We start from the raw sequence: 12,833 nt of genomic DNA on the forward strand, positions 1-12,833 counted from the left end.
GGTCATCCGTTGGGGGCAAGTAAACTTTTCGGGTGACCGATGCCAAGCTCGAGATCCAGATGCTGCACGACCGGGTCATGGTGCGCATCTCCCCGGAGACCGGGGAACGCCGCAGCAGCGGCGGCATCGTGATTCCGGCGACCGCCCAGGTGGCCAAGCGGTTGATCTGGGGTGAGGTCTTCGGCGTGGGCAGCCACGTGCGCACCGTGAAGGTCGGTGACCAGGTGCTGTTCAACCCCGACGAGCAGTACGAGTTCGAGGTGCAGGGCCAGGCCTACCTCGTCATGCGGGAACGCGACCTGCACGCCGTGGCCACTCACGACACCGAGCAGGGCACGGGCCTGTACTTGTAGTCCCCAGCCGGACCCCCGGCGAAGCGGGCGCAACGCCCCCACCGCAGGACCGAGGAGAAGGGGAAGCGGTGCCGGAAAACCACGATCACCCCAGCGGAGCGGATCCCACCGAGCGGATCCGCTCCGGTCAGGACCAGCGGCCTTCCGACGACGCGCAGGACGAGCCCCAGTGGCCGGCTGCGGACGCCGCGCCCGCGGAGTCCGCGGCCGAGCAGACCGGCAAGATCGAGATGCCCGCCGAGCAGGAACCGCCCGCGCCGGAATCCGATGCCGAGCGGACTCAGCAGATCGCCGCCGTGCCGGGTGACTTCAGCGGTTTCCCGATCGGCGCGACCCAGTCCATCCCGAACGTCGGCGCCGAGGAGCAGACCACCAGCTTCGGCGCGGTCGGCGGTGGCGTCGCGGGCAGCGACCTCGGCTGGAACCAGCCCGACGCCCCGCAGCAGCCCGCGGACGCCAAGCGGCAGCAGCTGCTCAAGGGCGGGCTGATCGCGGGGATCGCGGCCGCCGCGCTGATCCTGCTCTACATCGGCGACCTGGTGTTCACCAGCGGCTCGCTGCCGCGGGGCACCGTGGTCGCCGGGGTCGACGTCGGCACCCTGAGCAACCAGCAGGCCGAGGCCAAGCTGCGCGACCGGCTCGGCGGCGACCCGTCCGATCCGATCAAGCTGCAGGTCGGCGAGGCCTCCACGAGCATCAAGCCGGGCGAGGTCGGGCTGCGGACGGACTGGAAGGCCACCGTCGACAAGGCCGACGACCAGCCGCTGAACCCCTTCACCCGGATCGCCTCGTTCTTCTCCACCCACGAGGTGGAGCCGGTCAGCACCGCCGACCGGCAGAAGCTGGTGCGGGCGCTGGAGGGCGCCCGCGCGCAGCTGGACCGCCCGTCGATCGAGGGCACCATCCGCTTCGAGGGCGCCACCCCGGTCGCGGTCGACCCGGTGCACGGCCAGGCGCTGGACGTGCAGCGCTCCGCCGACAAGATCATCGCGCACTACACCGAGAACTCGGCGATCACGCTGCCCGCCAGCCAGAAGCCGGTGGGCACCACCGCGGAAGGCGTGCGGCGCGCGCTGGAGCAGGTCGCCGAGCCCGCGGTCTCCGGCCCGCTCGTCGTGCACGGCGAGGGCAAGGACGCGGAGCTGTCGCCGCAGGACATCGCCGACCTCCTGCGCTTCGCCCCGGACGGCAGGGGCGGGCTCAAGGCGAGCATCGACGAGCCCGCCGCGATCGGCGAGCTGGAGCAGCAGCTGGGCGACACGATCAAGCCCGGCAAGGACGCCGAGATCGTCCTGGAGGGCGGCAGGCCGACCGTGCACCCGTCGGTGGACGGCGTGAGCATCGACTGGAAGAAGTCCTTCGAACCGCTGATGGAGAAGCTGCGCGCGCAGGACGGCCGCGAGATCAACGCCGTCTACAGGCCGCAGCCGGCCCAGTTCACCACCGAGCAGGCCAACCAGCTGGGCGTGCGCGAGGTCGTCGGCCAGTTCACCACCGGCGGGTTCGAGCCCGCTTCGGGCGTGAACATCCGGCGGGTGGCCGAGCAGGTCAACGGCGCGCTGCTGCGCCCCGGCGAGACGTTCAGCCTCAACGGCTACACCGGTCCGCGCGGCAAGCCGCAGGGCTACGTGGAGTCCGGCATCATCAAGGACGGCCGCCCGGACAAGGCGGTGGGCGGCGGCATCTCGCAGTTCGCCACGACGCTCTACAACGCCTCGTACTTCGCGGGGATGAAGGACCTCGAGCACAAGCCGCACAGCTACTACATCAGCCGCTACCCGGAGGGCCGGGAAGCCACGGTGTTCCAGTCGTCGTCCGGCAAGAGCATCATCGACGTCAAGTTCAAGAACGTCTCCAACAGCGGCATCATGATCACCACGAGCTGGACGCCCTCGGACATCACGGTGACGCTGTGGGGCACCAAGCAGTTCGACGTGCAGTCCAAGACCGGTCCGCGGTTCGACCCGACCCCGCCGGAGGAGAAGGTCGTGCCGCCGGGAGCGCCCTGCGAGCCGAGCAAGGGCAAGCCGGGCTTCTCGGTGGTCGACACCCGCACCATCCGGGACCTGACCACCGGCGAGGTCCGCACCGAGAACCAGAAGACGGTCTACGACCCGCACCCGATCATCCACTGCGGGGCGCCGCCGCCTCCCGGTCCGCGCTGATCGATCCGAAGAGGGCCCTCCCCGCCTCGGCGGGGAGGGCCCTCTTTCGCTGAGCGGACGGCGATTTGCCGACAGGGCGATGGTGCGTTCAGGTGATTCGTCGAGCTGGCGATTTGTCGACTCGGGCGAGTCCCGCGGAGCCGTTCGAACACGCTGGGTGCGCGCAACTGGCGCCCGAACGTCCGGTTCCCGGCCGCTCCGCAGTGGTGGTCGCCACAGCGCGGGGGTGCGCTGCGGGGAGGCGCGACCGGACATCGATCGCGTTGCGGGGCGAACCGCCGGAAATCCTCCGCGCTGGATCGTTCGGGCGGGAAAGCTTTACCAAGCGTGATCGGTCATGTGACCGGCGATTTCCGAAGAGCTCGACGGAACCGCGCCAAGAACTATTGGGCTTACGTCCGATCGAGTGGCACCATTCGTTCACTTGCGTTCTCACCTACTAGGAGTGACAAAGTGGCGCGTCGCAGAACCCTTCGTGCGCTGGCACTCGTGCCCGCGTTGGCCATGGCTGTGGCAGCGGCCGGCTGTGCCGAGTCCACCAAGAGTCAGGGAACCGCCGCGGGCGGCGAGGTCAGCCTCGTCGAGCCCGGCGTCCTGACCACCTGCACCCACCTCCCCTACGAACCGTTCCAGTTCAAGCAGGGCGGCAAGACCGTCGGGTTCGACGTGGACCTGGTCGACCTGGTCGCCAGGGACCTCGGCGTCAAGCAGAAGATCGTCGACGCGCCCTTCGACGAGGGAATCCAGTCCGGTGAGTCGCTCAACTCCGGGCAGTGCGACGTCGCCGCCGCCGCGATGACCATCACCGAGGAGCGCAAGCAGAACCTGGACTTCTCCGACCCGTACTTCAACGCCGAGCAGGCGCTGCTGGTCAAGAAGGGCTCCGGGGTCTCCGACCTGTCCCAGCTGCGCGGCAAGACCCTCGGCGTCCAGGTCGGCACGACCGGCCAGATCTACGCCGAGGAGAACAAGGACAAGTTCGGCTACGAGATCAAGGTCTTCGACGACCTGGCGCTGCAGCAGACCGACGTGCGCACCGGCGGCGTCGACGCGGCGATCAACGACAACGGCGTGCTCTACAACTTCGCCAAGAACAACCCGGACACCGAGGTCACCAAGGAGTTCGTGACCGGCGACAAGTACGGCATCGGCGTCCAGAAGGGCAACAAGGCGCTGCTGTCGAAGGTCAACGAGGCGCTGGCCAAGGCCAAGCAGTCCGGCGAGTACGACAAGATCTACGAGAAGTGGTTCGGCAAGAAGCCCGAGTGAGGACCTGACTCGTCGCCACCACGGGGCCGGTGCCGATCGCACCGGCCCCGAGCGGTGCGCCGGACCCGCGCCGGACGACGGCGCCCCCGCCGGACACATGGAGATTCGATGACAACCGAGATCGAGGAGCGGCCCAAGGCCCGGATGGGCAGGCGGCAACGGGCGCGACTCAGCCGCGGCATCCAGTACGGCCTGCTGGTCGTCGTGGCCGTGGTGCTGGCGTTCCTGGCCGACTGGGGTCAGATCGGCCGGGCCTTCTTCAACATCGAGGTCGGGGCCAAGCAGTTCCCCGACGTGATCACCACGGCGCTGGTCAACACCATCGTCTACACCGCGGTCGGCTTCGCCTTCGGCCTCGGCCTGGGCATCGTGCTGGCCCTGATGAAGCTCTCGTCGGTCGGTCCGTACCGCTGGATCGCGACCGCCTACATCGAGCTGTTCCGCGGCCTGCCCGCGCTGCTCGTGTTCATCGCGCTGGGCTTCGGCGTGCCGATCGCCTTCCAGCTGCGCTTCGACATCTACTCGACGGTGATGCTCAGCCTCGGCCTGGTCGGCTCGGCCTACATCGCCGAGACGATCCGCGCGGGCATCCAGGCGGTGCCCAAGGGGCAGGTCGAGGCGGCCCGCTCGCTGGGCATGTCCCCGGCCCGCACCATGCTCACCGTGGTGCTGCCGCAGGCCTTCCGGATCATCCTGCCGCCGCTGACCAACGAGCTGATCCTGCTGACCAAGGACTCCTCCCTGGTCTACCTGCTGGGCCTGACCTCGGAGCAGTACGAGCTGGCCAAGTTCGGCCGCGGCGCGCTGAACCAGTACCAGTCGCTGACGCCGATCCTGATCGCCGGCCTGTGCTACCTCGTCATTACGATTCCGCTGTCCCGGCTCTCCGATCTGCTGGAGCGCAAGTACGGCGGGGTGCGAACCAAGGGAGCCACCAAATGAGCGACGTGATGATCGAGATCTCCGGCCTCTGCAAGTCGTTCGGCGACCTGGAGGTGCTGCGCGACGTCGACCAGCGGGTCGAGCGCGGTGAGGTCGTGTGCGTCATCGGGCCCTCGGGCTCCGGCAAGTCGACCTTGCTGCGCTGCGTGAACCTGCTGGAGGAGCCGACCGCGGGCAAGGTCGTGGTGGACGGCCACGAGCTCACCGACCCGGACACCGACCTGGACGGCGCCCGCAGGCACATCGGCATGGTGTTCCAGCAGTTCAACCTGTTCTCGCACCTGTCGGTGCTGGACAACCTCACCGTGGCGCAGCGCAAGGTGCTCGGCCGCGGCAAGGAGGAGTCGGTCAAGATCGCCAGGGAGAACCTGGACCGCGTCGGGCTGGCCGAGAAGGTCGACGCGATGCCGGCGCAGCTCTCCGGCGGCCAGCAGCAGCGCGTGGCGATCGCCCGCGCGCTGGCGATGAACCCGAAGGTGATGCTCTTCGACGAGCCGACCTCGGCGCTGGATCCGGAGCTGGTCGGCGACGTGCTCGGCGTGATGCGCCAGCTCGCCGACGAGGGCATGACCATGCTGGTGGTCACCCACGAGATGCAGTTCGCCCGCGAGGTCGCCGACCGGGTGCTGTTCATGGACGGCGGCGGGATCGTCGAGCAGGGCAACCCCGCCGACGTCATCGGCGCTCCGAAGGAGGAGCGCACCCGCGCCTTCCTCGCGCGCGTGCTGAACCCGACGCACGCGACCGAGTGATCGAAGCGGTCACGGCCCCGGCGAGTCGCTTGACGACCCGCCGGGGCCGTTTCACGTGGAACACCGCTCCGCGCCGCTGCTCCGTTCGGAGTGTCATGCCCCGGTGCTAGAAACCAATCGTCCGGATCGCGCGTCTACCGGGTGCCGATCGGGGACGATCGGGGATCATGGCGATTCTTCCGGGGGCCAGAATGCCTGGGGTCAAGGAGAACGGGAGCGGTCCGGCCACCGCCGCCGAGCGGCGGGTGGAGGACCTCCTGCGCAGCGGTCGGGGCGAGCGCACCGAGGCCGGGCCGCTGGACGTGCACGCCGCCGAGCACGATCCCGAGCGGGAGATCCGCGGCGGGTTCCTGACCCGGCGGCTGATCGAGTCGCCGGAGGAGGGCTCCTCCGGCTGGGGCCCGTTCGCCAAGGGCGGCGGGGGCCAGCAACCGGTGATCGTCATCGAGGACGCGGTCATCACCGGCGATTTCAACCTGCGCGCGGCCGATCTGCCCTACCTGCTGGAGTTCGTCCGCTGCCGGTTCGAGCGGCAACCGGACCTGCGGCAGGCGGCGCTGGCCGGCCTGGTGCTGCGGGAGTGCTTGCTGCCCGGGCTCAGCGCGCGCAACCTGCGCATCGGCAGCGACACCGTGATCGAGCGGTGCACCAGCCGCGGCGGCCTGATCCACCTCGCCGACGCCGAGCTCGGCGGGTCGCTGGTGCTCAACGACAGCGAGCTGATCAACCCGGGCAAGCGCGCGGTACACGCCGACCGGCTGCGCGTGGCCGGCGCGATGCTGGGCATGCGGCTGCGGGTGGCCGGTGAGCTGCGCATCCCCGGCGCGCAGATCGGCGGGAACCTGACCCTGTCGGGGTCGGCGCTGCGCAACCGGGGGCGCTTGGCGCTCAACGCCAACGGGATCCAGCTCGGCGGTTCGCTGCGCTGCGACGTCGACCCGACCTCCGGACGTGCCGTCACGGTGGCCGGGCGGGTGTACCTGCCCAGCTCGCACATCGCCGGCGACCTGCGGATGCGGGACGCGGTGCTGGAGCCGGGGGTGGCCGCGCCGCAGCGCGGCGAGTCGCCGCACGACGACCCGACCAGCACCCTGATCGTGGACCGCTGCCGGATCAGCGGCGACGCGCAGCTCGACGAGGGCTTCTGCAGCGGTGGGACGATCCGCATGGTCAGCTCCGAGATCGGCGGCGACCTGCGGATGTCGCGGGCCTGGCTGGACCTGAGCTGGGCGCAGAGCCCGCAGCAGGCGGTGCAGGAACCGCTGCGCGCGCTGCACATCGACGGGGCGGTGATCAACGGCAACTTCGACGCGCGGCAGCTCGTGGCGCTCGGCATGCTCCGGATGATCGACGTGCGGGTGCAGGGCAGCTTCCAGCTCAACAAGGCGCTGTTGCACGGACCGCGCACCGACGTCCTGCAGGCCAGCCGCAGCAGCGTGGGCAGCAACCTGGAGTGCCGGGAGGCCGAGATCGCCGGTTCGGTGCAGCTGCAGGGCATCGCCGTCGGAGCGAGCCTGGACCTGCGCTCGACGCACCTGACCAGACCCGCCTGGCACCACCACAAGCTGGCCTACAAGCCCTCGCTGGACCTGCGCGCCGCGCGAGTCGCGCGGGACCTGGTGTGCGCGGCGGGCAGGCGCTCGTTCGAGGCCGAGGGCGAGATCCAGCTGCGGCGCGCCGAGGTGGGGCGGCAGGCCAACTTCTGGGGCTCCCGGCTCGGCGACTACATGAGCCCCAACGCGGTCGGCGCGTTCGGCCTGGTCGCCCAGGAGCTCACGCTGCTGCCCGAGGAGCCGCCGCGCGGCCGGGTCCTGCTGCGGCAGGCCCAGTGCGAGCTGCTGGGCGACAACGCGCAGCTGTGGGAGGCCGACGGCGGCGTGGACGTCGAGGACTTCAGCTACGACAACCTCTCCCGGGTGGTCAAGCCGAGCGATCGGGAGATGGTGCGCGAGCGGTTGGGCTGGCTGCGCGCCAATTCCGGCGGTCGCTACCAGCCGGGCCCCTACGACCAGCTGGCCCGGGTGTTCAACGGAAACGGCAACGAGGAGCACGCGGTGACGGTGCTCATCGAGAAGCAGCGCAGGAGGTACCAGGCCATCGCGCACGCGACCCGGCCGGTCTTCCGGCCGCCCGTGCGGTTGTGGAGCCTGCTGCAGCGGGCCACGGTCAGCTACGGCTACCGGCCGCTGCGCGCGCTGATCTGGCTGGTGCTGCTCACCGCCGCCGGAACCGCGTGGTTCGCGTGGAACCCGCTGCGCCACCCGGTGAACTCCGACGACAACCCGGTGTGGGACCCGCTCCTGTACACGGTGGATCAGCTGGTGCCGATCATCAACCTCGGGCACGACTCGATGTGGCAGAGCACCGGGGTCTCGAAGTGGATCACCGTGGTGCTCATCGCCGCGGGCTGGATACTGGCGACCACCGTCGCCGCGGGCATCACCCGCGCGCTGCGGCGCGACGTGCGGTGATCGGGGGATTCCTTTCGGGCGAATCCGCGCCGTGAACGGGTGATCTAGGCTGGCAGCGGCGGACTTTCGTGCTCTGATCGACGGGGTCGAGCAGAGCACGGGAGGTTCGCGTGGTTCGGTTTTCCCTGGCGGTGGCGTCCGCGATCGCGGTGGCGGCGCTGCCCGTCGCGCCCGCGCAGGCGGCGGATTCCTTCGAGTACGTGGCGATGGGCGATTCCGCCGCGGCGGGGCCGCTGGTGCCCGATCCCGACCCGAACCTGCTGTGCTTCCGGTCCACCAACAACTACCCGCAGGTCGCCGCGGCCGAGCTCGGCGCCGACCTGACCGACGTGACCTGCTCGGGCGCCGAGACCGAGGACTTCGCCGGCCGCCAGCACCTGGTGCTGCCACCGCAGTACGACGCGCTGAGCCCGAGCACCGACCTGGTCACGGTCAGCATCGGCGGCAACGACATCGACCTGGTGCAGGCCGCGGTGTCCTGCCTGAACCCGCTTCCCGAGCCGATCGCGCGCTCCTGCGCCGACCGGTTCACCGCCGAGGGCGACGAGCTGGCGGATCGGGTGGAAGCGCTGACCCCGGACATCGACGCGGTGCTCGACGAGATCACCGCCAGGGCGCCGGACGCGCGGGTCGTGGTCGTCGGCTACGGCACCTACATCCGCCCCGGCGGCTGCTACCCGGCGCAGCCGGTGCTCCCCCGCGACGCGGACTACCTCCAGTCCAGTGTGGACAAGTTGAGCGAGATGCTCGCCGAGCGCGCCGCGGCGCACGGGGCCTCGTTCGTCGACCTGCGCCCGGTCAGCGAGGGTCACGACGTCTGCGCGCCGAAGGGCGAGAAGTACTTCGAGGGCTTCGTGCCCACCGCGCCGGCCGCGCCGCTGCACCCCAACGAGCGGGGCATGGCCGCCTTCGGCCGCGCGGTCGCCGAAGAGGTCGGATCCCGCGACCTGGCGGGCTGAGCGGTGCCTACGAGCCCAGGAGCGTGTTGAGGCGCGGCGAGTAGGTGTGATCGAAGACCAGGGAGGCCGCGCCCACCGCCGCCGCGTCGGTCCCGATGAGGGCCGACTCCACCTGGACCGGGCGGACGTGCGGGGCCCAGACCTGGGTGTTGACCACCTTGGCGACCCGGGACCGGACGAGCTCGGCGACGTGGCGCAGCGCCGGGCCGCCCAGCACCACCCGGTCCACGTCGAGCACGCTGACCACCGAGGCCAACGACTGCCCGAGCCGGGTGGCGGTGCGGCGCAGCACGTTGCGCGCCGCGGAGTTGCCCGCCACCGCCTCGCGGCAGAGCTGGTCGTAGGCCGCGGCGACCGAGGTGGGCTCGGGCTGCCCGTTGGCCTCCCGCCAGTCCGCGACGATCGAGCGCATCGAGCAGTAGGCCTCCAGGCAGCCGCGCCGCCCGCAGTGGCACGGCCGTCCGCCGCCGCTGTGCACGTGCCCGATCTCGCCGGCGTTGTTGCTGACCCCGCGGTGCACCTGGTCGTCGAGCACCACCCCGATGCCGACCCCGGTTCCCAGGTAGGCGTAGACGAACGACCCGGTGCGCCGCTCGCAGCCCGACCAGCGCTCGCCGATCGCGGCGGCGGTCGCGTCGTTGTCCATCACCACCGGGACCTCGAAGCGCTCCTCGACCAGGTCGGCGAGCGGGACCTCGGTCCATCCCGGGAGGTTCGGCGGGTCGAGCACGGTTCGGTGCGCGGAGTCCATCGGCCCGGGGACCGCGAGCCCGGTGCCCAGCACGCGCTCGGCGGGCAGCCCGGAGCGCCGCACGAGGTGCTGCCCGGTGCGGGTGAGCGCCGCGGCCACCGCTGCCGGGGCGGGGTCCGCGGGAAGTCTCCTGGTGGTGCGCAGCAGCACCCCGCCGGCCAGGTCGAGCAGCACTCCGGTGATCCGCTCGGGGTCCAGGTGCAGTCCCACCGCGGCGCAGGCGTCGGGCACCACCTTGAGCAGCACCCGCCGCTTGCCGCCGGTCGAGGGCGCGTGGCCGTTCTCGGTCACCAGGCCGTCGTCCATCAGCGCTCGCACGATGTTCGACATGGTCTGCGCGGTCAGCCCCGTGCGCTGCGCGAGCTCGACGCGGCTGATCTCGCCGTGCCTGCGGATCGTGTCGAGCACGACAGCACGGTTGAACCCGCCCACGCGGGGCAGATTCGTCCCCTGCCAGGACGCCTTCGTCATCGAAGCTCCTGTGGTTGAGACCGGCATGATCATTGACTTGTGCAAGCGAATGGACTTGGCTCGGCCCCGAGTGTGATCCAGATCTCAGCCTAACCGCAACCGCCGCGCGCGGGGCGCCGGCACTTTCTTCATCAGAAGTCCCCTGCGGGCGAAGAGCTCGCAGGGGACGTCTGATGAAAAAGGGGTCAGCACCCGGGGCGGTGCGCGCACGATCTCGGTCATCGGCCCGCCCGCGGGGTCTCGCGGGGGAGTTCGACGTCCTCGTCGGTGACCGCGATCTCCTCGGCCCCCTCGTCGCGCAAGGCGACGAACACCGCGGCCACGGCGACCAACGCCAACACCAACAACGCCAAGCCGGCCATGGTTCAGCACCTCCTCGTCCCATCGACCGCTCCCGGGTGGAGCGGTATTCGTTGGACGCGGAAAGTGTCCGGCTGGTTGCTGATCGTCGTCGAATTCTCTTCTACTCGACCCGGGTGAGCAGTTCTGCTCTTCCCGGGAAGAGCAAAGCGGCGCTCCCCCCGGTCATGCCGGCCGGGGGGAGCGCCGCCAGGAGCGCGCGCGGATCCTGCCATCCGCCGCGCCGGACGGGTGGCCGCGAGGTTTCCCACGACACATCGCGGCCACCCGTCCGGGGTCTCAGGCGCCGAGGCGCTGCTTGAGGGCCTCCAGCTCATCGCGCATCGAGCTCGGCAGGGCGTCGCCGATCGTGTCGAACCACTCCTCGATCAGCGGCAGCTCGGCCCTCCACTCGTCGATGTCGACGTGCAGGGCGGTGTCCACGTCCTCGCGCGGGCACTCCAGGCCCTCGAGGTCGATCTGGTCGGAGGACGGCACCCGGCCGATGGCGGTGTCCTCCGCGGCCGCGTTGCCCTCGATCCGGTCGATGATCCACTTGAGCACGCGGGAGTTCTCGCCGAAGCCCGGCCACACGATCTTCTCGCCGGACTCGTCGCGGCGGAACCAGTTCACGTAGAAGATCTTGGGCAGCTTGGAGGAGTCGGCCTCCTTGCCCATGTTCACCCAGTGCTGGAAGTAGTCGCCGACGTTGTAGCCGATGAACGGCAGCATGGCCATCGGGTCGCGGCGGACCTCGCCGACCTTGCCCGCCGCGGCGGCGGTCTTCTCCGAGGACAGCGTGGCACCCATGAACACGCCGTGCTGCCAGTCGAAGGACTCGTTGACCAGCGGGATCGTGGTCTTGCGGCGGCCGCCGAACAGGATCGCCGAGATCGGCACGCCGTTCGGGTCGTCCCACTCCGGGGCCAGGATCGGGCACTGCGACATCGGCGTGCAGTAGCGGGAGTTCGGGTGCGCGGCCTTCTCGTCGGAGTCCGGGGTCCAGTCGCGGCCCTTCCAGTCGGTGAGGTGCTCCGGCTGGTGCTCCATCTCCTCCCACCACACGTCGCCGTCGTCGGTCAGCGCGACGTTGGTGAACAGCGAGTTGCCCTTCTCGATGGTGCGCATCGCGTTCGGGTTGGTCTTCCAGTTGGTGCCCGGGGCGACGCCGAAGAAGCCGGCCTCGGGGTTCACCGCGTAGAGGCGGCCGTCCTCGCCGAAGCGCATCCAGGCGATGTCGTCGCCGAGGGTCTCGACCTTCCAGCCCGGGATGGTCGGCTGCAGCATGGCCAGGTTGGTCTTGCCGCAGGCGGAGGGGAACGCGGCCGCGACGTAGTGGACCTTGTTCTCCGGGGAGATCATCTTGAGGATCAGCATGTGCTCGGCCAGCCAGCCCTCGTCGCGCGCCATCGCCGAGGCGATGCGCAGCGAGTAGCACTTCTTGCCGAGCAGCGCGTTGCCGCCGTAGCCGGAGCCGAAGCTCCAGATCTTGCGCTCCTCCGGGAAGTGGGTGATGTACTTCGTGTCGTTGCACGGCCACGGCACGTCCTGCTGACCGGGCTCGAGCGGCGCGCCGACCGAGTGCAGCGCGGGTACGAAGTCGCCGTCCTCGCCCAGGCGCTCGATGACCTTGGCGCCCATCCGGGTCATGATGTGCATCGACGCGACCACGTACTCGGAGTCGGTGATCTCCACGCCGATGCGCGGCGGGTCGGCGTCGAGCGGACCCATGCAGAACGGGATGACGTACATCGTGCGACCACGCATGCAGCCCCGGTAGAGCTCCGTCATGATCGCCTTCATCTCGCCGGGGTCCATCCAGTTGTTGGTGACCCCGGAGTCCTTCTCGTCGACCGAGCAGATGAAGGTGCGCTCCTCGACGCGCGCCACGTCAGAGGGGTCCGACGCCGCGTAGAACGAGTCCGGCTTCTTGTCCAGTCGTTTGAACGTCCCGGCCTCGACCAGCCGGTCGGTCATCCGCTGCCATTCGTCCTGCGAACCGTCACACCACACCACGCGGTCCGGTGTGGTCAGCTCCGCGACCTCACGCACCCACGACAGCAGGCGCTCGTGCTTGGTCGGGGCCTGGTCGAGACCGGGGATGGTCAATGCGGTCATCGCGTCGTGTCTCCTGACTGGGCGCCACAGCCCGGATAGGCGTCGATGGGACTTCCCACCGACCTCTGCAGGGAACGCTTCGCCCGGCCCGGAGAGCCGGGCGAAGTGAAAAAAGGGATGCACAAAGGCTAACGGCGATAAGCGCGAGCATTGAAGATCAGCGATGTCGGTTCTCTCACAGGAACGATAAGGGAATCGATTCAGTACCAAATTCACCGTCGTCGCCAACGGAAATCTGCTCGT

General features: G+C 69.9%; 10 protein-coding genes. 7 read left to right on the plus strand and 3 right to left on the minus strand.

The genetic code is table 11. The annotated features are described in order from the left end of the window. Positions 1–32: 32 nt before the first annotated feature. The 7 genes from ACFQRI_RS14445 to ACFQRI_RS14475 all read left to right on the plus strand — a co-directional run bounded on the left by ACFQRI_RS14445 (position 33) and on the right by ACFQRI_RS14475 (position 8,911). Positions 33–353 (plus strand): GroES family chaperonin, encoded by a 321-nt coding sequence (locus ACFQRI_RS14445; protein WP_380668632.1) that lies wholly within the window; start codon positions 33–35, stop codon positions 351–353. A gap of 68 nt (positions 354–421) precedes the next feature. Continuing rightward, positions 422–2,518, plus strand: a complete 2,097-nt coding sequence (locus ACFQRI_RS14450) for a VanW family protein (RefSeq protein ID WP_380668634.1) — start codon at positions 422–424, stop codon at positions 2,516–2,518. A gap of 504 nt (positions 2,519–3,022) precedes the next feature. Continuing rightward, entirely contained in the window at positions 3,023–3,787 is a 765-nt protein-coding gene (locus tag ACFQRI_RS14455) for a basic amino acid ABC transporter substrate-binding protein (RefSeq protein ID WP_380668760.1), read from the plus strand. A 144-nt stretch (positions 3,788–3,931) separates the two neighbouring features. Then, complete coding sequence (locus tag ACFQRI_RS14460) at positions 3,932–4,729, plus strand: amino acid ABC transporter permease (RefSeq protein WP_380668762.1); 798 nt, start codon at positions 3,932–3,934, stop codon at positions 4,727–4,729. Then, positions 4,726–5,481 (plus strand): amino acid ABC transporter ATP-binding protein, encoded by a 756-nt coding sequence (locus tag ACFQRI_RS14465; RefSeq protein WP_380668636.1) that lies wholly within the window; start codon positions 4,726–4,728, stop codon positions 5,479–5,481. Before ACFQRI_RS14460 ends, ACFQRI_RS14465 begins: the two co-directional genes overlap by 4 nt. A gap of 191 nt (positions 5,482–5,672) precedes the next feature. Continuing rightward, on the plus strand, positions 5,673–7,952 hold the full coding sequence (locus tag ACFQRI_RS14470) for an oxidoreductase (protein WP_380668638.1): 2,280 nt from the start codon (positions 5,673–5,675) through the stop codon (positions 7,950–7,952). A 110-nt stretch (positions 7,953–8,062) separates the two neighbouring features. Further along, the gene (locus ACFQRI_RS14475) at positions 8,063–8,911 is read left to right on the plus strand and encodes an SGNH/GDSL hydrolase family protein (protein WP_380668640.1); all 849 of its coding nucleotides are present in this window, start codon (positions 8,063–8,065) and stop codon (positions 8,909–8,911) included. Between the two features lie 7 nt (positions 8,912–8,918). On the opposite strand, the gene ACFQRI_RS14480 is transcribed toward ACFQRI_RS14475, so the two are convergent. From ACFQRI_RS14480 to ACFQRI_RS14490, 3 genes are all read right to left on the minus strand, one after another. Next, on the minus strand, positions 8,919–10,133 hold the full coding sequence (locus tag ACFQRI_RS14480) for an ROK family transcriptional regulator (protein WP_380668643.1): 1,215 nt from the start codon (positions 10,131–10,133) through the stop codon (positions 8,919–8,921). A 218-nt stretch (positions 10,134–10,351) separates the two neighbouring features. Beyond that, positions 10,352–10,495 carry a hypothetical protein gene (locus ACFQRI_RS14485; RefSeq protein WP_380668645.1) on the minus strand — a complete coding sequence of 48 codons (144 nt, stop codon included), beginning with the start codon at positions 10,493–10,495 and terminating at the stop codon, positions 10,352–10,354. Positions 10,496–10,772: 277 nt separating this feature from the next. Then, complete coding sequence (locus ACFQRI_RS14490; protein WP_380668647.1) at positions 10,773–12,590, minus strand: phosphoenolpyruvate carboxykinase (GTP); 1,818 nt, start codon at positions 12,588–12,590, stop codon at positions 10,773–10,775. Positions 12,591–12,833 lie beyond the last annotated feature (243 nt).

Origin of the sequence: Saccharopolyspora griseoalba, assembly GCF_042665275.1 — a bacterium.
GTDB lineage: Bacteria > Actinomycetota > Actinomycetes > Mycobacteriales > Pseudonocardiaceae > Saccharopolyspora > Saccharopolyspora griseoalba.

What these genes read in the sequence shown, in the direction of transcription:
- ACFQRI_RS14465 (WP_380668636.1), top strand. Translation starts at nt 4,726, where the DNA reads ATGAGCGACGTGATGATCGAGATCTCCGGCCTCTGCAAGTCGTTCGGC.
- ACFQRI_RS14455 (WP_380668760.1), top strand. Translation starts at nt 3,023, where the DNA reads ATGGCTGTGGCAGCGGCCGGCTGTGCCGAGTCCACCAAGAGTCAGGGA.
- ACFQRI_RS14490 (WP_380668647.1), bottom strand. Translation starts at nt 12,590, where the DNA reads ATGACCGCATTGACCATCCCCGGTCTCGACCAGGCCCCGACCAAGCAC.
- ACFQRI_RS14460 (WP_380668762.1), top strand. Translation starts at nt 3,932, where the DNA reads ATGGGCAGGCGGCAACGGGCGCGACTCAGCCGCGGCATCCAGTACGGC.
- ACFQRI_RS14480 (WP_380668643.1), bottom strand. Translation starts at nt 10,133, where the DNA reads ATGACGAAGGCGTCCTGGCAGGGGACGAATCTGCCCCGCGTGGGCGGG.
- ACFQRI_RS14470 (WP_380668638.1), top strand. Translation starts at nt 5,673, where the DNA reads ATGCCTGGGGTCAAGGAGAACGGGAGCGGTCCGGCCACCGCCGCCGAG.
- ACFQRI_RS14485 (WP_380668645.1), bottom strand. Translation starts at nt 10,495, where the DNA reads ATGGCCGGCTTGGCGTTGTTGGTGTTGGCGTTGGTCGCCGTGGCCGCG.